Annotated in this window: 28 protein-coding genes and 1 tRNA gene; 13 read left to right on the forward strand and 16 right to left on the reverse strand. The window is 64.7% G+C overall.

All coding sequences use genetic code 11. The features are described 5' to 3' along the window. Positions 1–20 precede the first annotated feature (20 nt). Positions 21–1190 (forward strand): FAD-dependent oxidoreductase, encoded by a 1170-nt coding sequence (locus tag OEW28_RS08280; protein ID WP_263734223.1) that lies wholly within the window; start codon positions 21–23, stop codon positions 1188–1190. On the opposite strand, the gene OEW28_RS08285 is transcribed toward OEW28_RS08280, so the two are convergent. The 3 genes from OEW28_RS08285 to OEW28_RS08295 form a co-directional block, all read right to left on the reverse strand. Continuing rightward, complete coding sequence (locus tag OEW28_RS08285; RefSeq protein ID WP_263734224.1) at positions 1180–2472, reverse strand: NAD(P)/FAD-dependent oxidoreductase; 1293 nt, start codon at positions 2470–2472, stop codon at positions 1180–1182. The two genes, OEW28_RS08280 and OEW28_RS08285, sit on opposite strands and share 11 nt — an antisense overlap. A gap of 4 nt (positions 2473–2476) precedes the next feature. After that, complete coding sequence (gene xth, locus OEW28_RS08290) at positions 2477–3256, reverse strand: exodeoxyribonuclease III (RefSeq protein WP_263734225.1); 780 nt, start codon at positions 3254–3256, stop codon at positions 2477–2479. 102 nt (positions 3257–3358) lie between these two features. Then, a complete protein-coding gene (locus OEW28_RS08295; protein ID WP_263734399.1) occupies positions 3359–3685 on the reverse strand; it encodes a HesB/IscA family protein in 327 nt (108 codons plus the stop codon). A 75-nt stretch (positions 3686–3760) separates the two neighbouring features. Here OEW28_RS08295 and OEW28_RS08300 point away from each other — a divergent pair, with 75 nt between their 5' ends. The 6 genes from OEW28_RS08300 to scpB all read left to right on the forward strand — a co-directional run bounded on the left by OEW28_RS08300 (position 3761) and on the right by scpB (position 10244). After that, positions 3761–4951 (forward strand): deoxyguanosinetriphosphate triphosphohydrolase, encoded by a 1191-nt coding sequence (locus OEW28_RS08300; protein ID WP_263734400.1) that lies wholly within the window; start codon positions 3761–3763, stop codon positions 4949–4951. 68 nt (positions 4952–5019) lie between these two features. Further along, a complete protein-coding gene (argS, locus tag OEW28_RS08305; RefSeq protein ID WP_263734226.1) occupies positions 5020–6765 on the forward strand; it encodes an arginine--tRNA ligase in 1746 nt (581 codons plus the stop codon). Between the two features lie 67 nt (positions 6766–6832). Next, the gene (locus OEW28_RS08310; protein WP_263734227.1) at positions 6833–7798 is read left to right on the forward strand and encodes an SPOR domain-containing protein; all 966 of its coding nucleotides are present in this window, start codon (positions 6833–6835) and stop codon (positions 7796–7798) included. Continuing rightward, on the forward strand, positions 7774–8814 hold the full coding sequence (locus tag OEW28_RS08315) for a glycoside hydrolase family 3 N-terminal domain-containing protein (RefSeq protein WP_263734228.1): 1041 nt from the start codon (positions 7774–7776) through the stop codon (positions 8812–8814). The genes OEW28_RS08310 and OEW28_RS08315 overlap by 25 nt, the downstream gene beginning before the upstream one ends. Before the next feature lie 3 nt (positions 8815–8817). Next, positions 8818–9606 carry a segregation and condensation protein A gene (locus OEW28_RS08320; protein ID WP_263734229.1) on the forward strand — a complete coding sequence of 263 codons (789 nt, stop codon included), beginning with the start codon at positions 8818–8820 and terminating at the stop codon, positions 9604–9606. A gap of 62 nt (positions 9607–9668) precedes the next feature. Then, positions 9669–10244 carry an SMC-Scp complex subunit ScpB gene (gene scpB, locus OEW28_RS08325; protein ID WP_263734401.1) on the forward strand — a complete coding sequence of 192 codons (576 nt, stop codon included), beginning with the start codon at positions 9669–9671 and terminating at the stop codon, positions 10242–10244. 23 nt (positions 10245–10267) lie between these two features. On the opposite strand, the gene OEW28_RS08330 is transcribed toward scpB, so the two are convergent. The 8 genes from OEW28_RS08330 to OEW28_RS08365 form a co-directional block, all read right to left on the reverse strand. Continuing rightward, a complete protein-coding gene (locus OEW28_RS08330) occupies positions 10268–11350 on the reverse strand; it encodes a 2'-deoxycytidine 5'-triphosphate deaminase (protein ID WP_263734230.1) in 1083 nt (360 codons plus the stop codon). Between the two features lie 57 nt (positions 11351–11407). Continuing rightward, a tRNA-Pro gene (locus OEW28_RS08335) sits at positions 11408–11485 on the reverse strand. A 75-nt stretch (positions 11486–11560) separates the two neighbouring features. Further along, positions 11561–12301, reverse strand: a complete 741-nt coding sequence (locus OEW28_RS08340; protein ID WP_263734231.1) for a MerR family transcriptional regulator — start codon at positions 12299–12301, stop codon at positions 11561–11563. A gap of 11 nt (positions 12302–12312) precedes the next feature. Beyond that, positions 12313–12615, reverse strand: coding sequence for an integration host factor subunit alpha (ihfA, locus tag OEW28_RS08345; RefSeq protein WP_263734232.1), 303 nt, complete (start codon positions 12613–12615; stop codon positions 12313–12315). Positions 12616–12708: 93 nt separating this feature from the next. Beyond that, complete coding sequence (locus OEW28_RS08350; RefSeq protein WP_263734233.1) at positions 12709–13683, reverse strand: beta-ketoacyl-ACP synthase III; 975 nt, start codon at positions 13681–13683, stop codon at positions 12709–12711. Next, positions 13680–14801: a phosphate acyltransferase PlsX gene (plsX, locus tag OEW28_RS08355; protein WP_263734234.1), complete on the reverse strand. Its 1122-nt coding sequence runs from the start codon at positions 14799–14801 to the stop codon at positions 13680–13682. The genes OEW28_RS08350 and plsX overlap by 4 nt, the downstream gene beginning before the upstream one ends. 23 nt (positions 14802–14824) lie before the next feature. After that, positions 14825–15031: a 50S ribosomal protein L32 gene (gene rpmF / locus OEW28_RS08360; protein ID WP_263721246.1), complete on the reverse strand. Its 207-nt coding sequence runs from the start codon at positions 15029–15031 to the stop codon at positions 14825–14827. A 199-nt stretch (positions 15032–15230) separates the two neighbouring features. Continuing rightward, positions 15231–15779: a YceD family protein gene (locus OEW28_RS08365; RefSeq protein ID WP_263734235.1), complete on the reverse strand. Its 549-nt coding sequence runs from the start codon at positions 15777–15779 to the stop codon at positions 15231–15233. 125 nt (positions 15780–15904) lie between these two features. Between OEW28_RS08365 and OEW28_RS08370 the strand changes: the two genes are divergently transcribed. Continuing rightward, entirely contained in the window at positions 15905–16360 is a 456-nt protein-coding gene (locus tag OEW28_RS08370; RefSeq protein WP_318527502.1) for an outer membrane protein assembly factor BamE, read from the forward strand. A gap of 24 nt (positions 16361–16384) precedes the next feature. Here the strand turns inward: OEW28_RS08370 and msrB are convergent, their stop codons facing one another. After that, positions 16385–16777, reverse strand: a complete 393-nt coding sequence (msrB, locus tag OEW28_RS08375) for a peptide-methionine (R)-S-oxide reductase MsrB (RefSeq protein WP_263734237.1) — start codon at positions 16775–16777, stop codon at positions 16385–16387. A gap of 91 nt (positions 16778–16868) precedes the next feature. On the opposite strand from msrB, the gene OEW28_RS08380 reads away from it, so the two are divergent. Further along, positions 16869–17594: a GNAT family N-acetyltransferase gene (locus tag OEW28_RS08380; RefSeq protein ID WP_263734238.1), complete on the forward strand. Its 726-nt coding sequence runs from the start codon at positions 16869–16871 to the stop codon at positions 17592–17594. A 78-nt stretch (positions 17595–17672) separates the two neighbouring features. Here OEW28_RS08380 and OEW28_RS08385 read toward each other — a convergent pair whose 3' ends face one another. The 3 genes from OEW28_RS08385 to OEW28_RS08395 are packed head-to-tail and all read right to left on the reverse strand — an operon-like array spanning position 17673 to position 19898. Then, entirely contained in the window at positions 17673–18632 is a 960-nt protein-coding gene (locus OEW28_RS08385; protein WP_263734239.1) for a methyltetrahydrofolate cobalamin methyltransferase, read from the reverse strand. 15 nt (positions 18633–18647) lie between these two features. Continuing rightward, positions 18648–19571, reverse strand: a complete 924-nt coding sequence (locus OEW28_RS08390) for a methylenetetrahydrofolate reductase (RefSeq protein WP_263734240.1) — start codon at positions 19569–19571, stop codon at positions 18648–18650. Positions 19572–19601: 30 nt separating this feature from the next. Next, the gene (locus OEW28_RS08395) at positions 19602–19898 is read right to left on the reverse strand and encodes a virulence factor (protein ID WP_263734241.1); all 297 of its coding nucleotides are present in this window, start codon (positions 19896–19898) and stop codon (positions 19602–19604) included. Between the two features lie 287 nt (positions 19899–20185). Between OEW28_RS08395 and OEW28_RS08400 the strand changes: the two genes are divergently transcribed. Together OEW28_RS08400 and OEW28_RS08405 are read left to right on the forward strand one after the other, a co-directional pair. Next, positions 20186–21298, forward strand: coding sequence for a Ppx/GppA phosphatase family protein (locus OEW28_RS08400; RefSeq protein ID WP_263734242.1), 1113 nt, complete (start codon positions 20186–20188; stop codon positions 21296–21298). Between the two features lie 69 nt (positions 21299–21367). Beyond that, on the forward strand, positions 21368–22129 hold the full coding sequence (locus OEW28_RS08405; RefSeq protein WP_263734243.1) for an RlmE family RNA methyltransferase: 762 nt from the start codon (positions 21368–21370) through the stop codon (positions 22127–22129). A 3-nt stretch (positions 22130–22132) separates the two neighbouring features. On the opposite strand, the gene OEW28_RS08410 is transcribed toward OEW28_RS08405, so the two are convergent. Continuing rightward, a complete protein-coding gene (locus tag OEW28_RS08410; RefSeq protein ID WP_263734244.1) occupies positions 22133–22639 on the reverse strand; it encodes a Hint domain-containing protein in 507 nt (168 codons plus the stop codon). 1090 nt (positions 22640–23729) lie between these two features. On the opposite strand from OEW28_RS08410, the gene OEW28_RS08415 reads away from it, so the two are divergent. Beyond that, on the forward strand, positions 23730–24146 hold the full coding sequence (locus tag OEW28_RS08415; RefSeq protein ID WP_263734245.1) for a universal stress protein: 417 nt from the start codon (positions 23730–23732) through the stop codon (positions 24144–24146). A 49-nt stretch (positions 24147–24195) separates the two neighbouring features. Continuing rightward, positions 24196–25836: a BCCT family transporter gene (locus OEW28_RS08420; RefSeq protein ID WP_263734246.1), complete on the forward strand. Its 1641-nt coding sequence runs from the start codon at positions 24196–24198 to the stop codon at positions 25834–25836. The last annotated feature ends 25 nt before the right edge of the window (positions 25837–25861 follow it).

Here is a 25861-nt window from a genome sequence, read left to right on the forward strand (position 1 = left end):
CGGCGCCTTCATTTTCGGAGGTGGTCTTGAAGGGGCAACGCGTCACGGTGATCGGCGCTGGGATCGCGGGGCTTGCGCTTGCGCGGGCGCTGGCGATGAAGGGGGCCGCCGTCACGGTCCTGGAACAAGCCCCGGAAATCCGCGAGGTCGGAGCAGGGTTGCAGATCACGCCGAACGGGCAACGCGTTCTGGCGGCCTTGGGTCTTGGCGCTGAATTCGAACGCGAGGGCCTGCGCACCGAGGCGGTGGAACTGATCGACGGGGAAACCGGCGGTGTCGTGCTGAAGCTCGACCTGCTGCGGCAGAGGCCGTCGGACCACTTCCGGCTGTTTCACCGGGCAGACCTGATATCGGTCCTGGCCCAGGGCGCGCGCGATGCGGGCGTGGAAATCCGGCTGCTGCAAAAGATCGACAGCGTCACGCTCGGTCAGACGCGCCCTCTGATCCGGACCGCGCAGGGCGCTGAGACCGAGGTCGACCTGCTGATTGGCGCGGACGGGTTGCATTCCAAGGTTCGCGAGGCGCTTAACGGCCGGATCGCGCCGTTCTTCACCCATCAGGTCGCCTGGCGCGCGACGCTGCCCGCCGAGCCGGGCATTCGGCCGGTCGCGCAGGTCTTCATGGGTGAGGGGCGGCACGTCGTCAGCTATCCATTGCGCGGCGGCAGGCTGCGCAACATCGTCGCGGTCGAGGAACGCCGCCGCTGGGCCGAGGAAAGCTGGTCCCTGACCGACGATCCCCTGGCCCTGCGTATCGCCTTCGAGGACTTCGTGCCCGAGGTGCGCGGTTGGCTGGACCGGATCGAGCGTCCGAACCTTTGGGGGCTTTTCCGCCATCCGGTCGCCGAGCGCTGGCATGGCCAGGGGGCCGCGATACTGGGCGACGCCGCGCACCCGACACTGCCGTTCCTGGCGCAGGGGGCGAACATGGCGCTTGAAGATGCCTGGGTGCTGGCAAGCTGCCTTTCGGCTGCCGGGACGCCCGAGGCCGGTCTGATCGCCTATCAGGACCGTCGTCTGGCAAGGGTGCGGAAGATCGTCGCGGCGGCCAATGCCAACGCCCGCAACTATCACCTTTCAGGGATCAGGCGCGACGTCGCGCATATCGGGCTCAAGCTTGTCAACCGGTTCGCGCCGTCGGCGATGCTGGGCCGGTTCGACTGGCTTTACGGCCACGACGTCACCGCGTGATGCCACTGCCGCGTTCGCGCCAGCGATCCTGCGCCTGCAGCTTCCAGTAGGTCAGCTGCGCCGCCATCAGGCCCAGTGTGCCACCCGCCCAGTCCAGTCCGAAGGGCGCGAACATCCGGATGCGGTCGCTTTCGCCCAGCATCGCCTCGGCCAGCACCTTGCCCGCGATCGCCGTGGTGTTGAGCCCGTGGCCGCCGAAGGCGGTGATGTGCCAGACGCCGGGGGCCATTTCGCCCACCTGCGGCATCAGGTGGCGCGCATAGCCCATCAGTCCCGACCACGAAATCTCTGTCCGCAGACCCTGAAGCTGGGGGTAGGCGACCAGCATCTCATGCCGAAGCTCGCGTGCGATGCCGGCCGGATCGGCCGCCCGCGTGGTGATCCGTCCCCCCCACAACAGTCGCCGCCCGCCCTCGACAAGGCGGTAGTAGTCGCCTGCGCGGCGGTCGTCGTACATGCAGGCCCTGGTGCGGATCGCGGTTGCGATCAGATCGGGCGCGGCCTCGGTAGCCATCATGTAGGTGGCGATGGGCAGAAACGCGCGGCGCAGGCGGGGAACCAGCCCGCCGGTGTAGCCGCCAGTCGCGAAGACAACGCAGGGCGCCTCGATCCGGCCGGTTGCCGTTTCCACGCGCTTGACGGCCCCTTCAAGCATCGCGCCCGTCGCGGGCGATGCTTCGTAGATGCGCCCGCCGAGACGTTCGATCTCTGACGCGATGGCGCGCAGCGTGTTCAGTGGATGAATGTGGAACGCGTTCGGATCGTGGATCGCGTGGAAATATCGAGGGCTTGTGACGTGCCCGGCCAGTTCCTCGCGGTTCAGATAAGTCATCTGATAGCCGTAGACTTCGGCGAATTCCGCGACGTGAGCCCTGAGGTCATCGGCCTTGTCGAAGCGCCGCAAGCTCAACAGCCCCGGAACAAGCCCGGCGCTTTCGATCTTCAGGTCGCGAATGGTCGACCGCAGTCTTTCCACGCCCTCGATGGAAAGGCGGTGAAGCGCGCGGGCGGCCTCTGGCCCCACGCGCGCCCTTATCGCCTCGTCTCCGCCGGCAAAGGCGGGGCTGACCAGCCCGCCGTTGCGGCCGGATGCGCCGAAACCCACGGTTCGGGCTTCGAGCAGAGCGACCCGCTTGCCCGCGCGCGCCAGTTCCAGCGCCGTGGTCAAGCCGGCAAGCCCGCCGCCGACGATGACAACATCGGCCTCTTCGCGCCCCGAAAGGGTGGGGCGCTCGCTCTGGTCGGCGGCCGTGCGCGCGTAGTAGGTGTCGGGATAGCCCATGCCGTCAGGCGTCCAGTTCGATCCAGACCGGCACGTGATCCGAAGGCTTGTCGCCGTCGCGCACCGCCTTGTCTATCCCGGCGTCGATCAGAACATCCGCCGCTTGAGGGCTCAGAAGCATGTGGTCGATGCGAATGCCGTTGTTCTTTTGCCAGGCGCCGGCCTGATAATCCCAAAACGTGTAGATGCCCGGCCTGGGGTCGCGGGTGCGGATCGCCTCGGTCAGGCCCATGTTCACGATCGACCGGAACGCCGCGCGGGATTCGGGGCGGAACAGCGCGTCATCCACCCAGGCCTCGGGCTTGGCGGCGTCGATCGCGTCGGGGATCACGTTGTAATCGCCCCCGAAGACCAGCGGCATCTCAAGCGTCAGCATATGAGCGACGCGAGCCTTCATCCGGTCCATCCAGGCCAGCTTGTAGTCGAACTTGGGACCTGGCGCAGGGTTGCCGTTGGGCAGATAAAGCCCCACGAGCCGCACCGCGATCTTGCCGACGACTGTCGCTTCGATCCAACGCGCCTGTTCGTCGCTGTCGTCGCCGGGAAGTCCCCGCTCGACATCCTCCAGCGGCAGCTTCGACAGGATCGCGACGCCGTTGAAACCCTTCTGGCCATGGGTTTCGACGAAAAATCCGCGGTCCTCAAAGATTTCACGCGGGAAACCTTCGTCGAGCGACTTGATCTCCTGCAAGAGCGCGACATCGGGCCTGGCGTCGTCCAGCCATGCGGTCAAAGCCTCGATCCGCGCCTTGACGCCGTTGATGTTGAATGTGGCGATCTTCATCGGCGCTCTCCCTCGCTTGGCTTCTTTTCGCCGGGATCGGATGCGAGGGCAAGCTTTGCCCCGCCGATCGCCCGAAATCGCCTGGCCGGGCGGAGCGGGGCCTCAGATCGAAAAGCTGGTTCCGCAGCCGCAGGACGATGTCGCGTTCGGGTTCTCGATCACGAAGCGCGCGCCGATCAGTTCCTCGGAAAAGTCGATGGTCGCGTTGGCAAGGAAGGGCAGGGATACCGTGTCGATCAGGACCTGCTGTCCCGCGCCTTCCAGCACCAGATCGTCGGGCGTGGGATCGTCCAGCGTGATTTCGTACTGGAAACCGGAACATCCGCCGCCCGCGACCGCCACGCGCAGCGCCTTGTCCTCGCCCGAGGCGGCGTTGATTTCCGCCAGCCGCGCGAAGGCGCGGGGCGTGACCTTGGGCGGCAGATTCAGTTCCATTGGAAAACCCGTGTCATTTCCTTGTGACCACAATATATGAGGGGACAGAGGAACGACAAGAACGGCAATATGACGCTCGCACCCTATGCCTGCCATCCCGACGACAGCCGTGGCAGGCTTCATTCCGAAAGCATGTCCACCTTCCGCTCGCCCTTCCAGCGTGATCGGGACCGGATCATCCATTCCTCGGCGTTCCGCCGGCTCAAGCACAAGACGCAGGTCTTCGTCGAGCATGAGGGCGACTATTACCGCACCCGCCTGACCCACACCATCGAGGTGGCGCAGGTCGCGCGCACCATCGCAGGCACGCTGGGGCTGAATGTCGAACTGGCCGAGGCGGTGGCCCTGGCCCACGACCTGGGCCATCCGCCTTTCGGCCATACCGGAGAGGACGCGCTGCACGAACTGATGGCGCCCTACGGGGGGTTCGATCACAACGCGCAGGCGCTTCGGATCGTGACCAGGCTTGAGCGCCACTATGCCGGCTTCGACGGGCTGAACCTGACCTGGGAAACGCTTGAGGGCATCGCCAAGCACAACGGCCCGGTGATCGGGCCGCGCGCATCCGGCTCGCATGCCGTGGCGGAGGGCGCGCAAATGCCCTACGCGCTTGAGGAATGCAACGCGGCCTGGGATCTTGAGTTGTCGACCTTCGCCTCTGCCGAGGCACAGGTGGCTGCCGTGGCCGACGACGTGGCCTACAACCACCACGACCTGCATGACGGGTTGCGCGCGGGGCTTTTCACCGAGGACGACCTGATGGAGCTTCCGGTGACGGGTCCGGCCTTCGAAGAGGTCGATCGGTTGCACCCGGGTCTGGATCCTTCCCGGCGCCGGCACGAGGCGCTTCGACGCGTCTTCGGCGTGATGGTCGAGGATGTGATCGCCGTGGCCCAGAACCGACTTGAGGGCAGCCAGCCCCAGTCCGTTCAGGAAATCCGCGACATGGAGGGGCCGATCATCCGGTTTTCGAAGCCGCTTTACCAGAACCTCAAGGCGATCAAGTCCTTCCTGTTCACGCGCATGTACCGCGCCCCTACGGTTGTCGTCGAGCGCCAGCGCGTCACCGCGATGATCCGGGACCTGTTCCCTCTTTTCATGGGCGACCCGTCACTTCTTCCTGCAGAGTGGCGCGCCGACGTCGCAGCCGCGCAGGACGAAACGGCCCTGGCGCGTGTGGTGCTGGACTACGTCGCGGGAATGACCGACCGCTTCGCCATCCAGGAACACGAACGCCTGTGCGGCAGCGCCGCGGTCTGACGGCGCGCGCCTGCCATTGACGCGGGCGTCCCGCTCTGGCAATGCCGGATCGAACGAAGGACACCAGAATGAACCTCTTTTCCGATATCCGCGGGGCGGTGCTCGACGCTCTTGCCGCAATGCAGGCCGAGGGCGCGCTGCCTGCGGGGCTCGACATGGCCAACGTCGCGGTGGAACCGCCGCGCGATCCCGCGCATGGCGACATGGCGACCAATGCCGCGATGGTGCTTGCCAAGCCTGCCGGCCAGCAGCCCCGCGCGATCGCCGAGGCGCTGGCGGCAAGGCTTGCCGCCGATCCCCGCATCGTGACGGCCGAGGTGGCGGGTCCCGGCTTTCTCAACCTGCGCCTGACGCCGGACGCCTGGCGCGGCGTGGTGGCTTCGGCACTTGCGGAAGGCGCCGATTTCGGCCGCTCGGACATGGGGCAGGGCGTGAAGGTCAACGTCGAGTTCGTGTCCGCGAACCCTACGGGCCCAATGCACGTGGGTCACACCCGCGGCGCGGTCTTTGGCGACGCATTGGCCGCACTGCTGGATTTCGCGGGCCACGAGGTCACGCGGGAATACTACATCAACGACGCAGGTGCGCAGGTCGACGTTCTGGCGCGGTCGGCTTACGAACGCTACCGCGAGGCCAACGGCCTTGACCCCGAAATCCGCGAGGGGCTTTACCCCGGCGATTACCTGATCCCGGTGGGCGAGGCGCTGAAGGCCAGGTATGGCACCTCGCTTCTGGACAAGCCGGAATCCGATTGGCTTGCCGATGTGCGCGCATTCGCGACCGGCGAGATGATGCAGATGATCCGCGATGACCTGGCGCTGCTGGGCGTCAGGATGGACATCTTTTCCTCTGAGCGCGAGATCACGGCCTCGGGCAGGGTCGAGGAGGCGATCGAAACGCTGCGCGGCATGGGCCTGATCTACGAAGGCACGCTTGAACCGCCAAAGGGCAAGCTGCCCGAGGACTGGGAAGAGCGCGAACAGCTGCTGTTCCGTTCGACTGCGCATGGCGACGACGTGGACCGCCCGGTTCAGAAGTCGGACGGAAGCTGGACCTATTTCGCCCCCGACATCGCGTATCACTGGGACAAGGTGAAGCGCGGCTACGGGCAGCTGATCGATGTGCTGGGCGCGGATCACGGCGGATATGTCAAGCGGCTGAAGGCCGTCGTCTCGGCGCTGTCGGACGGCAGCGTGCCGCTTGAAGTCAAGCTGATCCAGCTTGTGAAGCTCTACAAGAACGGCGAACCGTTCAAGATGTCGAAGCGGGCGGGAACCTTCGTGACGCTCCGCGATGTCGTCGAACAGGCGGGGCCGGACGTGACCCGCTTCGTGATGCTGACACGCAAGAACGACGCGGCACTGGATTTCGATTTCGACAAGGTGTTGGAGCAGTCGAAGGACAATCCGGTCTTCTACGTCCAGTACGCCCATGCCCGCGTCTGTTCGGTGATCCGCAAGGCCGGTGAGGCCGGGATCGCGGCCGACGACGCGACGCTTGCCGGCGCTGATCTGGGACATCTTTCGCATGACGCCGAACTGTCGCTGGCACGCAAGATCGCGGAATGGCCGCGTCTGGTCGAGATCGCCGCACGCGGTCAGGAACCGCACCGCATCGCCTTCTATCTGTACGAACTTGCGTCGGAACTGCACGGACTATGGAACCGTGGCAACGAAGACACCGGCCTTCGCTTCGTTCAAGAGGGCAATGTGCCGGTTTCGCAAGCGAAAATCGCGCTGGCGCGGGCCACGGGCGTTGTCATTTCCGCAGGTCTTGGTATCCTTGGCGTGACCCCTGCGGAAGAAATGCGCTGATCAAAGGCGCCACGCCCGGGTCGCGACAGGCAAGTCGGGCGGTCCGCCGCCCGAAGCGAGGCGGAAAATGGCGGATATCGATTTCGACGATTTCCCGGCGGAGCGTGCATATGCGCCCCCCCGTTCTGAGATGATGCAGAAATATATCGGGATAGCGGGGGCCGTCACCTCTGCCGCGCTCGTGGCCGGGCTTCTGGTGTGGGGCTACAAGCTTGCCGTGCGCGACGTCACCGGCATACCGGTCATCATGGCGCTGGAAGGGCCGGCCCGTGTCGCGCCGGAAAATCCGGGCGGCGAACTTGCCGAACATACCGGGCTGGCGGTCAATGCGATCGCGGCGGACGGCGTGGCCGAGCCTCCGGCCGAAACTCTGACTCTTGCGCCCGGAACCGCGGGGCTGGCCACCGAGGATGTTGCGGGCGGAGAGCTTGCATCGCTTCCCACTGTGTCCCCCGACGTGCCGCAGGTGACGGATCAAAATGACAGTGCCGCACCCGCTCCCGAAACCGGGGGCGAGGTCGTCCCGGCGGCCGCGCCTGCAAACGTTCCGCTGGCTGATCCGCTTCCGGACGAGGCGCCAGAGCCGCTGCTGGACGCGCTTGAGCCACAGATAACCGGCGACACGCTGGCGGCCGCCCGGCCCGTCGCGCGCCCGGCAAGGCTGGCGTCGGTTTCGGCGTCGGAGGGCGGGGGGTACGACGCGGATGCCGATGCCATCGCCGCCGCCGTTGCCGAGGCGCTTGCGCCCGTCGCGGTCGACGTGAGCCCCGCCGCCTTGCCCGTTGGCACCAGCCTTGCCCAGCTTGGCTCCTTCGACACCGAGGCCGAGGCGCGGCTTGAGTGGGATCGCATCATCGCGCGCTACGGCGCGCTGATGGATGGTCGGCAGCGCGTGATCGAGCCGGCAGAGGCGGGTGGCAACAGCTTTGTCAGGTTGCGCGCTGCCGGCTTTGAGGACATCGACGACGCCCGGCGTTTCTGCTCCGTGCTGCTGGCGGAGAGCACCCAATGCGTGCCGACGCTGACGAAGTAGGGCGCGAGGGGCAGGGCACCCGCCCCTCCGCAACGATTATTGGATGCCAGGGGCCGGTTCTTGGGCCGGAAGAGGCCGCGTTCATACGCGATGCCAATCCGCTGGGGTTCATTCTTTTCGCCCGCAACATCGAAGAGCCCGATCAGGTGCGCCGCTTGACCGATGCGCTGCGCGCGGCGGTGGGCCGCGATGCGCCGGTCCTGATCGACCAGGAAGGCGGGCGGGTTCAGCGCCTGCGCGCCCCCCATTGGCGCGAATGGTTACCGCCCCTCGACCAGGTGAAAGCCTCGCCGCCAGAGGTGATGGAGCGGGGAGTGTGGCTGCGCTACCGCCTGATCGCGGATGAGCTTCGCAAGCTTGGCATCGACGCGAACTGCGCGCCATCGGCGGACATCGCGGGGCCTGACACGCATCCATTTCTGCGAAACCGCTGCTTCGGATCGGATGCAGCCACAGTTGTGAAGGCGGCGCGGGCCGCCGCGAACGGCCTGCTTGAGGGGGGGGTGCTGCCGGTCCTGAAGCACATTCCCGGCCACGGCCGCGCGATCGCCGACAGCCACATGGAACTTCCGACCGTCGACGCGCCCGAGGCAGAGCTTCTCCGCGCCGACTTTGCGCCATTCAGGGCGCTGGCCGACCTGCCCGTCGGCATGACCGCGCATATCCGCTTTCGCGCGATCGATCCCGACCGACCCGCGACGGCTTCGCCGGTCATGATAGATCTGATACGGCGGCGTATCGGGTTCCAGGGGCTGCTGATGACCGACGACATCACGATGCAGGCGCTGTCGGGAACCGCGGCGGAGCGTGCGCGCGCCGCCATCGCCGCGGGCTGCGATATCGTGCTGCATTGCAATGGCACCATTTCGGAAATGGCCGAGACCGTGGCAGCAGCTGGTGAGATGGGCGATGTGGCGCTGCGCCGCGCCGCCACGGCGCTTGCTGCCCGCACGGAGCCCCACCCCATTGACACCACCCTTCTGGAAGCAGAACTTGAAACGCTTCTGAAGGGATAACGCATGGCCGATCCGAGCCTCTTCGAAGAAGATCCGCAGTCCGTCAGCGACCGGCTTCAGGCCGAGGCGCTGATCGTGGACGTCGATGGCTTTGAGGGGCCGCTTGACCTGCTTCTGACCCTGTCGCGCACGCAGAAGGTCGACTTGCGCCGGATCTCGGTGCTGCAACTGGCCGAGCAGTACCTGGTGTTCGTGGAAAAGGCCAAGAAGCTCAGGATCGAGCTGGCGGCCGACTACCTTGTGATGGCCGCGTGGCTGGCGTTCCTGAAGTCACGGCTCCTGCTGCCGCCCGACCCGTCCGAGGAAGGGCCTTCGGGCGAGGAACTGGCCGCGCACCTCGCGTTTCAGCTTGAACGGCTTCAGGCGATGCGTGAAAGCGCCGCCCGGCTCATGGCGCGGGACCAGAAGGGGCGGGACTTTTTCGTGCGGGGCCTGCCCGAGGACATTCAGCGCAGCCGCAAGGTCCACTACACGGCCACGCTGCTTGACCTCATGCAGGCCTATGCGCGCATCCGGACGCACGACCAGTTCCGTCCATATGCCTTTGACCGCGACCATGTCTTCACGATGGAACAGGCGCTGGACCGGATGCGCGGTCTGATCGGCTTCGCCGGTGACTGGACCGACCTGGCAAGCTATCTGCCTGATGGCTGGTCAGCCGATCCGGCGCGGCGGCGCTCGGCCACGGCCGCGACCTTTGCCGCGTCGCTCGAACTCGCCAAGCAGGGGCATATCGAGTTAAGACAGTCCGAAACCTTTGCCCCCATCGCGATCAGACGGAAGCCGCAGTGACAGACGCCCCCGACACCGAAAAGAGCCTGTTCGAGGCCCCGCCCATCGCCGAACAGGAACGGATGGTCGAGGCGATCCTGTTCGCCTCGGCAGACCCGGTGACCGTTGCCGAGATGGCCGCGCGGATGCCGCATGGGTCCGACCCGGCCGAGGCGCTTGTCTATCTGCGCCGCCGGTACGAGGGCAGGGGCGTGCGCGTCGTCAAGGTGGGCGACGCCTGGGCCATCCGGACGGCGCCCGACCTTGGCTTCCTGATGCAGAAGGAAGTCGTCGAAACCCGCAAGCTGTCGCGTGCGGCGATCGAGACGCTGGCGATCATCGCCTACCACCAGCCCGCCACCCGCGCCGAGATCGAAGAAATTCGCGGGGTCGCGGTCAGCCGTGGAACGATCGACCAGCTTCTGGAGCTGGAATGGATCCGGTTTGGGCGCCGCAGGATGACGCCGGGGCGGCCCGTGACCTTTGTCGTGACCCAGTCGTTCCTTGATCACTTCGGTCTGGAAAGCGCGCGGGATCTGCCCGGCCTCAAGGAACTGAGGGCGGCGGGTCTTCTGGACAACCGTCCAATGCCGGGCATGGGCAAGGATGACGACGATGGCGAGGACCAGGGCGGCCAAAGCGAATTGTTCGAGGACTGAGCAACAGGCCGATCAGGGCCGATTCAGCCCATGCGGAAGTGCTTCGACAGCTTCAACCCCTGGCCCTGATAGTTCGACTTGATGTCGGTGCCATAAAGCCGGTCAGGGACGGAAACCATCCGCTCGTAAACCAGTCTGCCGACGATCTGGCCGTGCTCAAGCACGAAGGGCGCCTCGTGGCAACGGACCTCAAGCACGCCCCGCGACCCTGCGCCGCCTGCGGCGTCATAGCCGAAGCCAGGATCGAAGAATCCCGCGTAGTGGACCCGGAACTCGCCGACCATGGCGATGTAGGGGGCCATTTCGGCGGCGCAGTCGGGCGGGATCGAGATCGCCTCGCGGCTGACAAGGATGTAGAAGGCGCCGGGATCCAGGATGATCCGCCCTTCGCGGGTGCGCACCTCTTCCCAGAAATCCGCAGGGTCGTAGTAGCCCACACGGTCAAGGTCGATGACGCCGGTGTGCGGTTTCGCGCGGTAGCCGACCAGGTCGCCGTTGTCGGGGCGCAGGCCAACGGAAAAGGCAAGGCCATCGGAAATCACCGCCGGTCCCGACACGATCGGGCTGCGCGCATGGATGGCGGCAAGCTCCGAATCCTCGATCCGCGTCGGGCCGCGGCGGAAGATGATCTGGCTCAGCATCTGCCCAGTCCGCGCGAGAACCGAGAAGGAGCGGGGGCAGATCTCGACATAAAGGGGGCCGCCATATCCGTCCGGCACCCGATCGAACTCGATGCCGTTGTCGGTGATGACGCGGGTCAGAAGGTCAAGCCGACCGATCGAGGACTTGGCCGAGGCGGCCCCCGATGTGCCCATCGGCAAGCTGACGGATTCAAGCAGCGGCACGACGTAGACGCAGCCCTTTTCCAGCACCGCCCCATGGGTCAGGTCGATGCGATGCATTTCGAATTCCGCGATGCGCTCGGCCACGCTGTGACCCTGGCCCGCCAGAAACGAGGCGCGCACGCGGTAGGCAACGGTCCCGAGCCTCAGGTCCAGGCTGGCAGGCTGGACTTGGCCCTCGGCCATCGGCAGGGCGGCCGTGATTCCGCCCTGGGCGATCATGTCCCGGATGCCGCTGTCTGCCAGAACGCCGCTTTCGGTCATGGCCTTCCCCCGCAAAAGCGAACGCCCACCCCCGCAAAGGGGTGGGCGTTTCGGTGATGGTCGGGCCGGCGAGATTCGAACTCGCGACCTTCCGCCCCCCAGACGGACGCGCTAACCAGGCTGCGCCACGGCCCGACGCGGCGGTGTATAGGACGATTGGCAGGGCAGGGGCAAGCGTCAAAACGCATCGTGGACAAGTCCTTGTGCGGATTATCCCTTTGGCGCGTCAAGCTTGGCTCGGCGGCGGTCCCTGAGCGCGACCAGCCGGTCGTGCACAGCCCGAAGCTTGTCGCGATTCCGATCGGCAAGCGCCGGCGCCGCGGATCGGACCCGGTTCGCGATGGTATCCGATGGTGACTCCATGCGGCTGGACGGGAAGGCATGAACCGTTCCAACCCGTTCAAGCGGCGCGGTGGGCACGTCGACATCCATTGGCGCCTCTGCGGCTGCGGGCTGCTCATCGTCGAGACCGAAGGGCAGGAACGGCTGTTGCTCATCCTGAGGGCCGCGAGGCCGTGGCGCCATGCGCGGCGTCGGCGCCTGCTTTGCCGCAGACGGTACCGGCTCGGGGGATGGCGGCGGGGACTTCTCACCCTGCGGGGGCGCGGGTGCCGTGGGGCTTTCCGTGGATGGCTGGGGCGTTGGTTGCGGGGCGCTGGTCGCCAGGACGGGCGAAGCGCCCGTATCTGCAAGCGCCGCGACATGCTTTACGCCTTGTTCCTTCAGGATCTTCTTGACCCCTCGGATCGTGACACCGTCTTCGTGCAAAAGCTTCTTGATCCCAGACAAAAGCGCCACGTCCTGCGGCCGGTAGTAGCGCCGTCCGCCAGCGCGCTTCATAGGCTTGATCTGGGCAAACTGACTTTCCCAGAAGCGCAACACATGCGCGGGTGTATCGAGAATCTCTCCGACTTCGCTGATCGTCCGGAACGCCTCGGCCGATTTCGGCATTCGCTGGGGCCTCAGTTCTTGTTCCCGGCCGCGACGCGATCCTTCATCAGGTGCGAGGGCCGGAAGGTCAGCACCCGGCGCGGATGGATCGGAACTTCGTCGCCGGTCTTTGGATTGCGACCCATGCGCGCCGCCTTGTCGCGAACGGAGAAGGTTCCGAAGGACGAGATCTTGACGGACTCTCCGTCGACCAGCGCATCGGACATGTGCTGCAGAACGCTTTCCACCAATTGGGCAGATTCGTTGCGCGACAACCCGACTTCGCGGAACACCGCCTCGGTCAGGTCCATGCGTGTCAGCGTCTTGTCGTTCATCACATCCCCCCTAGGTCCGTTCGACTGAAGGATGGTCGCTTGGTATTCCCAAGTCAATATCAATGGCTTGTCCCGGCCTATTCAGGCGGGTTTTCACCATCTCAGCACGACCGAACCCCATGCGAGACCGCCGCCGATGGCCTCGGTCACGATCAGATCGCCCTCTTTCAGCTGGCCGCGCGCCTTTCCGACAGACAGGGCAAGGGGAATCGATGCCGCCGAGGTGTTGCCGTGATCCTGGACTGTCACGACGACACGCTCCATCGGGACCTGCATCCGCTGCGCCGTTGCTGTAATGATGCGCAGGTTTGCCTGGTGCGGCACGATCCAGTCCACATCCCCGCCGGTCAGGCCGACCTTTTCGAGTGCGGTATGCGCGGTCGAGGCAAGCTTTTCGACGGCGTGCCGAAAGACCTGGTTGCCCTGCATGCGCAGGTGGCCGGCGGTGCCGGTGGTCGAAACCCCGCCATCGACGTACAGCAGGTCGCGATAGGATCCGTCGCTGTTCAGGTCGGTCGCGAGGATGCCGCGGTCATCTGTGCTGCCGGCACCGTCCTGCGCCTCAAGAACCAGCGCGCCCGCGCCATCTCCGAACAGGACGCAGGTCGAGCGGTCTTCCCAGTCCAGGATGCGGCTGAAGGTCTCCGCGCCGATGACGATCACCCGTTTTGCCTGACCCGACAGGATGAGGGCATTCGCGTTCGCCAGCGCATAGACGAAGCCGGCGCAGACGGCCTGGACGTCGAAGGCAAATCCTTTGCGCATGCCGATCTTGTCCTGCACCATCGATGCGGCGGACGGGAATGTCAGGTCGGGCGTGGAGGTCGCGACGATCACGGCGTCGATCTGGTCGGCGGTCATGCCCGCGTCGGCAAGTGCCGCCAACGCCGCCTTGGCGCCCATGTCCGAGGTCGTTTCACCCTCGGCGGCGAAATGGCGCCGCTCGATCCCGGTGCGGGTGCGAATCCATTCGTCCGTCGTGTCGACATGGCCTTCGAACTCGCTGTTCGGCACCACGCGTTGGGGCAGATAGTGGCCCACGCCTTTGACCACGGCACGGATCGTCATTCGGTGTTTCCGTTCTTGTTATTGCTCTGACCGTCATCCTGCGTCGGCTGTGCAAGAGAGGCAACCCGCTGGGCCAGCCGTTCCTGAAAGCCCGATCGGGCAAGCTTGTAGGCAAGCGTGATCGCTGCCGCCACGCCGGTGGAATCGGCCGACCCGTGCGATTTCACGACGGTGCCGTTCAGGCCAAGGAAGACCCCGCCATTGACGCGGCGCGGGTCGATGCGCTGCTGCAGGCGCTTGAGAGAGCCCATCGCGAACAATGCACCGATCTTCGAAAGAACCGTCGAACGCAGCGACTCCCGCAAAAGCTCGCCAACCAGCTTTGCCGTGCCTTCGCCCGTCTTCAGCGCGATGTTGCCGGTGAAGCCGTCGGTCACGATCACATCGACCTTGGCCGATGGCAGGTCCCCGCCCTCGACGAAGCCGACGAAGTCGAAGTTGCCGGCCTCAGTCGCCGATGAGATCAGTTCCTGGGCCTGGCGCAGTTCTGCACGGCCCTTGTGATCCTCTGTCCCGACGTTCAGAAGCCCGATGCGCGGGCGGGCGTAGCCAAGCCCGTTACGGGCGTAGGATGCGCCCATCAGGGCATACTGCAGAAGATCAGGGGCATCGGCCTTGATGTCGGCGCCCACGTCCAGCATGACGTTGAACGGTTTCGGACCGCGCGAGGGCCAGAGACAGGCAATGGCCGGCCTGTTGACGCCTGGCAACTTGCGAAGCCGGATCATCGAGATCGCCATCAGCGCCCCGGTATTGCCGCAACTGACCGCCGCCATCGCTTCGCCAGCACGCACGGCTTCGATCGTCGACCACATCGAGGTCTTCGATCCCGTGCGAAGCACCTGGCTTGGCTTGTCCTCCATGCGCACGACGTCTTCGGCGTGAACAAGGCGAACACGGCCCTTCAGGCCGGGACGCCGCGCGAGCAGAGGCGCAAGCTCTGATTCACTGCCGTGCAGGAGAAAGTCGATATCGGGATGCTCGGCCACAGACAACGCAAGACCGGCAACAACCGCTGCCGGTCCCCGATCGCCACCCATGGCGTCGACCGATATGACGATTCGCCCCGCAGTCGCCTGCGACACGGTCTTGAAAGCCGGGTCGAGCTCTGACGACATGCCGAGGGCCGACGGGACGCAGCTTACGCCGCGTCTTCGTCCAGATCGACCTCGGCGGCCTGTGCGACAACTTCGCGGCCGTCATAGTGGCCACACGCGCCGCACACGTGGTGCGGGCGCTTCAGTTCGCCGCAGTTCGGGCATTCGTTCGGATTCGCGGCGACCAGCGCATCGTGGGCGCGGCGCATGTTGCGGCGGGACCGCGTGACTCGGTTCTGAGGGACAGCCATGTCTCAACCTCGGGTTATAAGGGGGCAAGCCCCGGATTTCCTTGGGTTTTCATCACTGGTTGCCGGACTGCGACCGGGTGCGAACCCATACTTAAGCGAGGCCGGGAACATACTGTGTTTGCGGGCGGGCGCAAGTCTTTTCTTGGCCTTTCTCCGCAAGTTCCGCACGGTCGACAAAACCGACGGCAGCATCCCTTCCTCAATCGTCCTTCTGGCCTTTTTTCAGAAGATCCGCAAGACCGGCGAACGGGCGCCGGACTTCTTCGGCCAGGGGTTCTGCGCCGGGTTCGGAATATTCGGCATCGCCCAGTTCAGCGCCCGCGGCGCGGGGGTAGAGGGGAAGCGAAAGGCTAAGAGCCTCGGTCAGGACCGCGCCCAGGTCGATCACGGCGGGCAGCGCCTCCATGGTGTCGTCCTCGGGCATCTCGACTTCCTCGCCCTCGGGTTCGGGCATGTCGGCAAGGTACCGTCGCGTGACCTTTTCCGAGATCTTCGTGGTGACGGGCGCCAGCGTGATGACGCAAGGCTGAACCACCTTCGCCGCGAGTTTGCCCTTCAGGATCCAGTCGCGCCGCCCTTGCGGGGCAAGTTCACCTTCGAACGAGAGGTTGGGAATCGCCTCGACGCCAAGCGAGTCGGCGATGCGCGCGCGCGCCGGGGCATCGGGCGCGATGCGGAACCGGGTGGGTTTGCGTCCGGCCAGCTCGGCCGGTCTGAGGGGATGGGTGAACGGCACGGTTTCTGTCATGGTGAACACCTGCGGGTTCGGGCAATGGGTTTGATGCGCGGACCGGAATGCCGCCTTGAAGGGACACAGCCGCGTGCTATAAGCCGGATAGAAGGCAAGAGGCGACGAGGCAAGAGGGCGGCATGATGAGATTGGCGAAAGCGGTTCGTCTGGTCGCGATGGGCATTGCCCTGATCTCGTTGACCGCTTGCACGACTGTCTACCGCAATCATGGTTACGCCCCTTCGGATCTGGATCTGGAAAAGGTGGTCGTGGGCGAATCGACCAGACAGGACGTGGCGCGCGCGGTCGGTCGGCCGTCCTCGATCGGCGTTCTGGCGGATTCGGGGTGGTATTACGTCGGCAGCCGTTTCAAGCACTTCGCCTGGAAAGCGCCGGAAGAGGTCGAACGCCAAGTCGTCGCTGTCAGCTTCGACCAGGACGGCGTGGTCGAGAACGTAGAGAGGTTCGGACTTGAGGACGGCGAAGTGATCGTGCTGTCGCGGCGCGTGACCGACAGCAGCATCAAGGGCCTCAGCTTCCTGCGCCAGCTTCTTGGCAACATCGGCAACTTCAGCGCCGAGCAGTTCGCGGACGGCTAAGGTCGCAGAGTCCGCCCGCATGTTTCAGCCGGGCTCTTTCTTCAGCGCCACGCCGTTGATGCAGTAACGCAGGCCCGTAGGCGCAGGTCCGTCAGGAAACACGTGCCCCAGGTGGGCGTCGCAGGCCGCGCAATGCACCTCGGTCCGGCGCATGAACCAGCTGCGGTCCTCGGTCTCGCCAACCGCTTCGGGTGCCAGGGGCTGCCAGAAGCTGGGCCACCCCGTCCCCGAGTCGAACTTGGTCTGGGCGTCGAACAGGGGAGCGCCGCAGCACACGCAGGTGAACGTGCCGGGGCCGTTTGGGAAATCGTCGTGGGTGAACGCCCGTTCCGTCGCATGTTTGCGCGTGACCCTGTAGGCAAGGTCGGAAAGCTGGGCGCGCCACTCTTCGTCGGTTTTCTGAATCTTGGCGGTCATGGGGTCCTGTTGCCGGGCTGTCATCTTTGCGGAATAGTCATCCGCAGTAGATGTAGGGGCTAACACCGGCCTGTCCAAGCAGGAGAAGCGAATGTCGGCTGTTCTGGAGCGTGGGCGCTATCTGGCGCGGTTTGCCGCGTCCCCGGCGGATCTGGATGCGGTTCTGTCGCTGCGCGCCGAAGCGTTCCGGGGCGGTGCCGACGATCGGGACGCGCTTGACGGCCGTTGCCTTCATCTGATGGTCACGCCACAGGACGGTGGCCCCGTGCTGGCGTCATGTCGGGTGCTGGTCCTGCAGTCGGGGCAGGGGTTTCGCGATAGCTATTCCGCGGGCTTCTACGAGGTCGGACAGATGGCCTGCCTGACCCACCCTGTGGCCGAGGTCGGCAGGCTATGTCTTTCGCCCGCCGCTCAGGATCCCGACGTCCTGCGCCTGCTCTGGGCCGCCCTGACGCGGCGCCTTGGCGCAGAGGGGGTGGCTTGCCTTTTCGGCTGCTGTTCCTTCCGAGGGGCCGATCCTGCGCGTCATGCGCCTGCCCTTGGGCTACTGGCCACCCGCCATCTGTTGCAGAGCCCTTGGCAGGTCCGCGCTACGACTGCAGAGCGTGTTGCCCTGGCCGGCATCTCCGCGACCGATCCCGATACCGCGCGGTCTGGGCTTCCGCCGCTGCTGCGCAGCTATCTGGCCATGGGCGGGCGTGTCGGGCAGGAGGCCGTCATCGACCGGGACCTGGACACGCTGCATGTCTTTACGCTGGTGGATGTCGCGGCGATGCCCGCAGCGCGTCTGGCGGCCTTGCAGGCGCTCTCACGTTGAACGCCTGAACAATTTTATATGCAGAAACGAAAACGCCCCGGATTGCTCCGGGGCGCTTCCTGCAATGGTTTGGCTTGCTCAGGCGCGCGCGCGCCGGCCGCCGCGGCCGCCGCGGCCCGCAGCCGCCACTTCGGCGGAAGCGGTGGCGAAGTCCTTGCCCTCTTTCACCGCGTCCAGAACGCGCGAGAACTTGATCCACTCGCCGCCATTGGCGTCGTGGTTCATCAGGAAGTTGGCTGCACGGATCGCTTCCATCTCGACCGAGCGGACCGGGTTCATGATCGCCGAGGTCATGCCCGCGCCGATCGCCATCGGCAGGAAGGCGGCGTTGATGCCGTGACGGTTGGGCAGGCCGAACGAGATGTTCGAGGCGCCGCAGGTGGTGTTGCAGCCCAGTTCCTCGCGCAGGCGCTTGACCAGCGTGAAGACCTGACGGCCCGCCGTCGCCATCGCGCCGACCGGCATGACCAGCGGGTCGACGACGATATCATGCGCCGGGATGCCGAAGTCGGCAGCGCGCTGCACGATCTTGCGGGCAACCTCGAAGCGGACGTCCGGATCCTCGGAGATCCCGGTGTCGTCGTTAGAAATCGCGACGACCGGCACGTTGTATTTCTTGACCAGCGGCAGAACCAGCTCAAGGCGGTCTTCCTCGCCCGTGACCGAGTTCAGAAGCGGACGGCCTTCGGCCGCGGCCAGACCGGCCTCAAGCGCGCCGGGAACCGACGAGTCGATGCACAGCGGCACATCGACCAGCGCCTGGACGATGTTGATCATCTTCGTCATCAGCGGCGGTTCGGTTTCGTTCGGGTTCGGGTTCGAGTTGTAGACGACGCCCGCGTTGACATCGAGCACCATCGCACCGCATGCGACCTGTTCCAGCGCGTCCTTTTCAACGGTCGAGAAGTCGCCCGCCTCGAGTTCGGCGGCAAGCTTCTTGCGGCCGGTGGGGTTGATGCGCTCGCCGATCACGCAGAAGGGCTCATCAAAGCCGATGACGACGGTTTTCGTTTTCGATTCAACGACGGTACGGGTCATAATTCACCTTATCTCTTAGCTTTGCGCGGCCGGGACGGCGGACTTGCCGCCATGCTCGATGGCCCAGGTTGCGTTGGTCTTAATCCCGCCAAGCGGGAAGAAGTGGACGGCTTCGATGCCGAAGTCGGGGTTCGCGGCCTTGTAGGCGGCAAGCTCGCTGACGAATTCGTTGGGCTCGTACGGCAGCAGCAGCTTGGTCACGTCCATCGCGCGCTTCTGAAGGACGCGGAGCGAGGCACCGACGCCGCAGGCGATGGCGAACTTGATCATGGTCTGCAGCTTGGCGGGGCCCGCGACACCGATATGGACCGGGATGTCGACGCCTTCGGCATTCAGGCGGTTCACCCACTCGATCACAGGCTTGGCCTCGAAGCAGAACTGGGTCGCCATCGCCATCTTGGCGTCGGTGCGGTCCTTGAACGCCTGCTTCCACTTGAGCGCGGCCATGACGTTCTTGTCCGATCCATCCGGATCGATGTCCTTGTTGCCTTCCGGGTGGCCGGCAACGTGAAGACGCTCAAACCCATCGAAAAGGCCGGTTTCGATGAGCTGCATCGAATTGTCGAAGTCGCCGTGCGGGGTCGAAATGCCGCCGCCCAGAAGCAGGGCCTGCTTGACATCGGCCTCGGCCTTGTAGCGGGCGATCCAGTCGGCAAGCGTCGCCTTGTCCTTGATGATGCGCGCGGGAAAGTGCGGCATTACCGGGAAGCCCTCGGCGTTGAGGCGCTTGGCGGTGGCCACCATGTCCTCGATCGGGGTGCCGTCGATGTGGGCGATGTAGACGCGCGTACCTGCGGGCAGGATTTCACGGAAATCCTCGACCTTCTCGGCGGTGCGCGGCATCACCTCGATCGAGTAGCCCTTCAGGAAGGCTTCGACCGACTCGGAGGAGCCGGTGGATGCGGGGGTTTCCTTGCGGCGGAAGTTCAAAAGTGCCATGGCGGCTCTCCACAGGTTGTGGCGGGGCTATCAGGCCCAGCCGTCATTCGCGATCAGCGCCTTGAGGCGCTCGTTGTCGTATTCGGCCTCGATCCGGGCGAGCTCGGAGGTTGCGACCGCCTCGTCCTCGCCTTCGACCTCGACGGGCGCGGCCTTGCGCCACTCGGCCAGGTAGGCATCCGTGTCGCGCGCGCCGATCTTCATGGCGCAGCGGTCGATAGCCTGTTCAAACCGCTCGGGCAGCGGTTTCTTCACGCCGCGTCGCCCCTTGCCCACTATAATCTGGGCCGGGATGTCGCGCCAGTAGACGATGGTGACCTCTGCCATGTCGAATCCTTGTTTTATGGCCCTCTCAATACGCCGCCTTTCGCGACCGCCAATGACGGTTTTCGACATGGTGCGCGATCAGAGCGACCTTGGGCGCCTTGATAGCGGCACCGGTCCGATTGCGCCACCGCAGAGATGCGGGAAAGTTTTCCCGGTTTCGCCGCGCTGATCAAAACGGCTTCCTGTCTTGGGCGCGGCAAGCGTTTTGCGTCGACCCCCCGCGCCAACTTGATTGATCCGATGGGCGGGTCTACAGTTCACCCAACACTCATTCGGAGGGCGCAACGATGGCGCCCAGGCGTCCTGGCGGTCAGGGCGCGTTCCCGATCCCGGTCGAGCCGCCCAAGGCCGCAAAACCCGATCCTGCGCAGCTTTATGCGGCGCTTGATCTTGGCACGAACAGTTGTCGCATGCTGGTTGCCCAACCGAAGGGCAGCCAGTTTCACGTCGTGGACAGCTTTTCCAAGTCGGTCCAGCTTGGAATCGGCCTGGAAGCGTCGGGCCGGCTCAGCCGCGCGTCGATGTCCCGAACGATCCAGGCGCTTCAGATCTGCCGACGCAAGCTGGATCAGCTCGACGTCCGGCGGATGCGGCTGGTCGCGACCGAAGCTTGCAGGCGGGCCAGGAACGCGCGCGATTTCCTGCGCCTGATCCGGCGCGAAACCGGCCTTTCGCTGGAGATCATCGAACCGGAAGAGGAGGCGCGGCTGGCGGTCGTGTCCTGTGCGCCGCTCGTTTCCACCCGTACGGAACAGCTTCTGGTCGTCGATATTGGCGGCGGCTCGACCGAACTGGTCTGGATCGACCTTTCGGCGGTGCCGCGTGTCGACCGTCCGCGTGCCATCATGCGCCTGCACGCGGGCTTCCATCCGCCCGACAGTGTCTTCCCGGCGGCAAAGGTCGTCGACTGGATCTCGGTTCCTCTCGGCGTCGCGACACTGAATGACCAGTTCAACGACGTCGAGGACGATGCGGCGCGCTTCGCGCTGATGAGCTGGTTCTTTGAGGAGAAGCTGGCGGATTTTTCGCCTTACAACTCCAGCCAACCGCGCGAAGGTTTCCAGATCATCGGAACCTCGGGCACTGTCACCACGGTCGCTGCCAGCCATCTGGGACTGAAGCGCTACGACAGGACCAAGGTGGACGGGCTTCGGATGACCTCGGACCAGATCGACCGCGTGATCCGGGAATACCTGACTTTGGGGCCGGAAGGGCGGCGGACCGATCCCAGGATCGGCCGCGACCGGCACACGCTGATCATGTCCGGTGCGGCGATCCTTCAGGCGTTGATGCGGATCTGGCCGACGGACCGGCTTTCGGTTGCGGATCGGGGACTGCGCGAAGGGTTGCTCTACGCCCAGATGTCGGCGGACGGCGTGCTTGAGGACGGGCCCTACTGATCCCGGCCTTGGTTGCGGGATCGCGCGCATCCGGCTATCTGGGGCGGAACGAAAGGGCAGGCTTAGAAAATGGCGAAGACACCATCGGGCAAGACTTCGGGCCGCGGGCAGCGCGAGCTGCGCGTGCGCGTGAAGACCGCCAAGGGGCGCAAGCTGTCCTCCACCCTCTGGTTGGAGCGGCAGCTGAACGACCCCTACGTTCTGCGTGCCAAGAAGGAAGGATATCGGGGCCGCGCCGCCTACAAGATCCTCGAGCTGGACGAAAAGTACCGCTTTCTGGTGCCCGGGGCGCGGGTTGTCGATCTTGGCTGCGCTCCGGGCGGCTGGTGCCAGGTGGCCGTTCAGCGCGTGAATGCGTTGGGGGAAAAGTCTGGAAAGAAGGTCGGGCGCGTGATTGGCGTCGACCTGCAAGAGGTCGAACCGATCGCCGGTGCGGAAATTCATCAGCTGGATTTCCTGTCGGAGGGGGCGGACGACAAGGTCAAGGAATGGCTGGGCGGACCGGCTGACGTGGTGATGAGCGATATGGCCGCGTCAGCCTCGGGGCATAAGGGCACCGACCACCTTCGCATCATCGCGCTGTGCGAGGCCGCCGTCGACCTGGCCTTCGACGTGCTGGTCGAGGGTGGGACCTTTGTCGCGAAGGTTCTGGCCGGGGGCGCGGAAAGCGAGCTTCAGGCCATGCTCAAGCGGTCCTTCACCAAGGTCGCAAACGTGAAACCCCCCGCAAGCCGCGCGGACAGCTCGGAAAAGTTCGTCGTGGCCACCGGGTTCAGGGGGCGCGACGGCTCGGGCGCCCAGCGTGACGAAGACGACACGCCGGAAGCCTAGCGGTCAGGGTGCGGTCGAGATCAGGACGCCATCGACGTTGATCGCCGCAGGTTTACCGCAGTGGAAGAGGAAGTAGGTCAGGCCGAAGCTTGGCTGGCGCATCGCGCCCGGTCGGTTCAACAGGTCGCGGGCCCTGCGAAACTCTGGCGCGGCGGGATTTGCGGTCGTCGCCACCGGTTGGTGAGGCGACACCAGCAGGTCCGAGCGTGGACGGCCCGGACCAAAGAAGTTGGCGGGGATCTTGATCGGCGCTGCGTCCGGGCAGCGCGCGAGAAAGTCCTCATCCAGATGGATCTTGTCGGTTGCAGCCACCTTGATGAAGGCGCCCGTGTCCATGCGCACGGGGTCATTGGCGCGCAGGCCCTGAACGGGCATTTCGCCGAAGGACGTGGAAACGCGCGCATTCCAGCAAATGCCGGGCAGGTTCCAGTCCGTTCGCGGCCGCGGCCAGTTCGCGCGCGGAACACCTTGTGTCAGGTCTGTCTGAAGGTATTCGCCATGGCCCTGCATCGATCATCCGATCTTGCTGCAGTGCCGTTACCCACGAGGCATGCCGGGGCGGAGCAGACTTCGGCCCCGGCACACCTCACCGTGGTAATCAACGAGCCGACCCCGGTCGGCAATACTCGTTACGAAACAGCACTGGTACTACATCACTTGTTACCTGGCATCGCCGGAGGTGGAGCTTTCCGGATCCGCCATACCTAAAGGGAACACGAAATCCTTGGCGGGGTTAAGGCGTTTTTTCTCAAAGATGCCCATTTTCATGCTGTTGGCGGTAACCCCACGGTGCGACAGCCGCGCCTTGTGCCGATGCCGCCGAAACAAAAGAAGCAAAGTTCTTAACCTTTCGTTAGGTTTTTGCTGCTCTCGTTTCGGTCATTGTTGCGCATGCCCTGCCAATTCACGTTGGGGTGAGGAGGGCGAGACCATTTGATCATAAGGTATTTTGGTGGTCTCGGCAGCGAAACAATTTGCGTATCTACCAAGCAATTCGATCCGAAGCGCTGCCATTCATCCGGAAGTTGTGCGCGGAAGTGATTCTTTCTTGGTGATTACGGCAAGAAAGTGGCGTTCGACATGTTCATGTTTGTGCAACAAAATTTCATCGGGATAATTGCATCCCTGCAACATTAACTGGAGTGGTTGTAGCTGCCTTGCGTGTCGGATCCTCGCGGTCCCGGAGGGGTGATGACTTCACCAGATCGTCAGTCGGCCAGGATGCTCACCACAGGCCGCGACCGCCGCCAAGGATCCGGCGCGCTGCAATCCGGGTCCATGATTGGTGCCGCGACTAAGCGCCTTTCCGTTTCGTATCCAGGTGGTTCGCCCTCAAAACTTGGTGAATGGCGGAAAATGTGCTTTAGTAACAATGTGCGATGTCGCCACAGGGGCCAAATACCGCAACTGGCCCGAACGCCGGCATGTCCGCTGTCGACCCTTTCGGACATGCCAATCGGCCGGTTCAGGACCCTCCACTCGTTCTGTTGGCCGTAACCAAAGCCGGGCTTGATCGCCTTGATCGACACGCCCTGCGACGATCGCTTGATGTGGGCGCTTGAGTTTGGGTGCCAGAGGTGCGGCGAATGAGGAGGGCGAAGTGTTCAGCAACATCATGGTTCCGGTTGACCTGCGGCATCTTGAAAGAATGTCCAAGTCGCTGCAGGCCGCTGCCGATCTGGCGCGGCTTTATTCGGCGCGCGTGTGTTACGTGGGCGTCAGCAGCGCAGAGCCAAGCGACCTGGGTCACCGTCCCGAAGAGGTTGCGGCGCGTCTTTCGGGTTTCGCAAAGGCGGAAGCCGCGAAGCATGGCCATCAGGGCGCGTCCCATCTGGTCATCAACCATGACCCTACCACGGAGCTGGACAAGGCGCTGAACGACGCCGTTGAGGAAGTCGGCGCTGATCTCGTGGTGATGGCCACGCATATCCCCAACGTGACCGATTACATATGGGCGTCGCACGGCGGCACGCTGGCGCTGCATTCGCCTGTCTCGGTCATGCTTGTGCGTGGCTGAAGACCCGAGAACGGACGACAAACTGAAGACTGCGACAGGAGACGGCCACATGAACGAACAGGACAGCACACAAGGCATCCCGATCCCGGAAGGCGCAGCGGATATCATCGACACCGATTACATGATCGGCCAGGACAACATTGAGGGCCAGGTTGGGCCCTTCGGCTTCGACGTCCACAACCCGGTCTTCCTCGTTTCGGGGCTGACGATCGTGGCGTTCGTGTTCTATGCGCTGGCGCTTCCCGAACAGGCGAGCGACGTCTTCGGCTGGCTTCGGCCATGGCTGACCTCGACCTTTGACTGGTTCTTCCTGGGGGCCGCGAACATATTCGTCGTCTTCTGCCTGTTCCTTATCGTCAGCCCTTGGGGTTCGGTGCGCCTTGGCGGCAAGGAAGCGACGCCCGACTATAGTTACATCGGGTGGTTCGCGATGCTCTTCGCGGCCGGCATGGGCATCGGGCTTATGTTCTTCGGGGTGCTGGAGCCTGTCTATCACATGGCGATCTCAGAACCCTTGGGTGTACCGTCGCCCATCGCCGAGGACGGAACGATCATCCCCGAAAATGTCGAGGCGGCCAAGAACATGGGCCTTGCCGCCACGATCTATCACTGGGGACTGCACCCGTGGGCGATCTACGCCATCGTGGCGCTTGCGCTTGCGCTTTTCACCTTCAACAAGGGGCTGCCGCTGACGATCCGCTCGGCCTTTTACCCCGTGTTCGGAGAGGCGATCTGGGGCTGGGTCGGCCATGTGATCGATATCCTTGCCGTGTTCGCGACGCTGTTCGGCCTTGCGACCTCGCTTGGCTTCGGCGCGCAGCAGGCGAACGCCGGGCTTGAGCATGTGTTCGGCATACCCAACAACATCACGGTTCAGGTGCTGCTGATCACCGTGATCACGGCCGTGGCGCTGGGGTCGGTCCTTCGCGGTCTTGACGGTGGCGTCAAGGTGCTGTCCGAGATCAACATGGCGATTGCGGCCCTGCTTCTTGTCTTCGTGCTTCTGGCAGGGCCGACCGCGACGATCCTTGCCGATTTCGTCAGCGGACTTGGCGCCTACGCGACCGAGATCGCGCCGCTGTCCAATCCGTTCGGGCGCGAGGATACCGGCTACATGCAGGGCTGGACGGCATTCTACTGGGCCTGGTGGATCAGCTGGTCGCCCTTCGTCGGCATGTTCATTGCCCGCGTATCGCGCGGCCGCACGGTCAGGGAGTTCATCATCTGCGTGCTGTTGATACCGTCGCTGGTATGCGTGTTGTGGATGGCCGTTTTCGGTGGCGTCGCCATCGACCAGGTGCTGAACAGCCCGACCGACAGCGCGGTCAAGGCGTACGTCATCGACAGCTATGTGCCGGAACTGTCGCTCTTCGCGATGCTCGAAGGGTTGCCCCTGGCCACGATCACTTCCGTCATAGGGATCGTTCTGGTCATCGTGTTCTTCGTGACGTCGTCGGACTCCGGATCGCTCGTGATCGATACGATCACGGCCGGTGGCAAGGTTGACGCGCCGCTTCCGCAGCGGGTCTTCTGGTGCACCTTCGAAGGTGCTGTGGCGATCGTGCTGCTGGTCGGCGGTGGATTGGGCGCGCTTCAGGCGATGGTGATCTCGACCGGTCTGCCCTTCACGGCGGTTCTGCTGCTGATGTGCTGGGCCATCCTGAAGGGGCTGATGACCGAAGCGCGCTGATTGCATGTGGTCGGGCGCCTTGCGG

This window comes from Albidovulum marisflavi (assembly GCF_025751435.1).
Classification (GTDB): Bacteria; Pseudomonadota; Alphaproteobacteria; order Rhodobacterales; family Rhodobacteraceae; genus Albidovulum; species Albidovulum marisflavi.

What these genes read in the sequence shown, in the direction of transcription:
- OEW28_RS08285 (WP_263734224.1), bottom strand. Translation starts at nt 2,472, where the DNA reads ATGGGCTATCCCGACACCTACTACGCGCGCACGGCCGCCGACCAGAGC.
- xth (WP_263734225.1), bottom strand. Translation starts at nt 3,256, where the DNA reads ATGAAGATCGCCACATTCAACATCAACGGCGTCAAGGCGCGGATCGAG.
- OEW28_RS08300 (WP_263734400.1), top strand. Translation starts at nt 3,761, where the DNA reads ATGACGCTCGCACCCTATGCCTGCCATCCCGACGACAGCCGTGGCAGG.
- argS (WP_263734226.1), top strand. Translation starts at nt 5,020, where the DNA reads ATGAACCTCTTTTCCGATATCCGCGGGGCGGTGCTCGACGCTCTTGCC.
- OEW28_RS08310 (WP_263734227.1), top strand. Translation starts at nt 6,833, where the DNA reads ATGGCGGATATCGATTTCGACGATTTCCCGGCGGAGCGTGCATATGCG.
- OEW28_RS08315 (WP_263734228.1), top strand. Translation starts at nt 7,774, where the DNA reads ATGCGTGCCGACGCTGACGAAGTAGGGCGCGAGGGGCAGGGCACCCGC.
- OEW28_RS08320 (WP_263734229.1), top strand. Translation starts at nt 8,818, where the DNA reads ATGGCCGATCCGAGCCTCTTCGAAGAAGATCCGCAGTCCGTCAGCGAC.
- scpB (WP_263734401.1), top strand. Translation starts at nt 9,669, where the DNA reads ATGGTCGAGGCGATCCTGTTCGCCTCGGCAGACCCGGTGACCGTTGCC.
- OEW28_RS08330 (WP_263734230.1), bottom strand. Translation starts at nt 11,350, where the DNA reads ATGACCGAAAGCGGCGTTCTGGCAGACAGCGGCATCCGGGACATGATC.
- OEW28_RS08340 (WP_263734231.1), bottom strand. Translation starts at nt 12,301, where the DNA reads ATGCCGAAATCGGCCGAGGCGTTCCGGACGATCAGCGAAGTCGGAGAG.
- ihfA (WP_263734232.1), bottom strand. Translation starts at nt 12,615, where the DNA reads ATGAACGACAAGACGCTGACACGCATGGACCTGACCGAGGCGGTGTTC.
- OEW28_RS08350 (WP_263734233.1), bottom strand. Translation starts at nt 13,683, where the DNA reads ATGACGATCCGTGCCGTGGTCAAAGGCGTGGGCCACTATCTGCCCCAA.
- plsX (WP_263734234.1), bottom strand. Translation starts at nt 14,801, where the DNA reads ATGTCGTCAGAGCTCGACCCGGCTTTCAAGACCGTGTCGCAGGCGACT.
- rpmF (WP_263721246.1), bottom strand. Translation starts at nt 15,031, where the DNA reads ATGGCTGTCCCTCAGAACCGAGTCACGCGGTCCCGCCGCAACATGCGC.
- OEW28_RS08365 (WP_263734235.1), bottom strand. Translation starts at nt 15,779, where the DNA reads ATGACAGAAACCGTGCCGTTCACCCATCCCCTCAGACCGGCCGAGCTG.
- OEW28_RS08370 (WP_318527502.1), top strand. Translation starts at nt 15,905, where the DNA reads ATGAGATTGGCGAAAGCGGTTCGTCTGGTCGCGATGGGCATTGCCCTG.
- msrB (WP_263734237.1), bottom strand. Translation starts at nt 16,777, where the DNA reads ATGACCGCCAAGATTCAGAAAACCGACGAAGAGTGGCGCGCCCAGCTT.
- OEW28_RS08380 (WP_263734238.1), top strand. Translation starts at nt 16,869, where the DNA reads ATGTCGGCTGTTCTGGAGCGTGGGCGCTATCTGGCGCGGTTTGCCGCG.
- OEW28_RS08385 (WP_263734239.1), bottom strand. Translation starts at nt 18,632, where the DNA reads ATGACCCGTACCGTCGTTGAATCGAAAACGAAAACCGTCGTCATCGGC.
- OEW28_RS08390 (WP_263734240.1), bottom strand. Translation starts at nt 19,571, where the DNA reads ATGGCACTTTTGAACTTCCGCCGCAAGGAAACCCCCGCATCCACCGGC.
- OEW28_RS08395 (WP_263734241.1), bottom strand. Translation starts at nt 19,898, where the DNA reads ATGGCAGAGGTCACCATCGTCTACTGGCGCGACATCCCGGCCCAGATT.
- OEW28_RS08400 (WP_263734242.1), top strand. Translation starts at nt 20,186, where the DNA reads ATGGCGCCCAGGCGTCCTGGCGGTCAGGGCGCGTTCCCGATCCCGGTC.
- OEW28_RS08405 (WP_263734243.1), top strand. Translation starts at nt 21,368, where the DNA reads ATGGCGAAGACACCATCGGGCAAGACTTCGGGCCGCGGGCAGCGCGAG.
- OEW28_RS08410 (WP_263734244.1), bottom strand. Translation starts at nt 22,639, where the DNA reads ATGCAGGGCCATGGCGAATACCTTCAGACAGACCTGACACAAGGTGTT.
- OEW28_RS08420 (WP_263734246.1), top strand. Translation starts at nt 24,196, where the DNA reads ATGAACGAACAGGACAGCACACAAGGCATCCCGATCCCGGAAGGCGCA.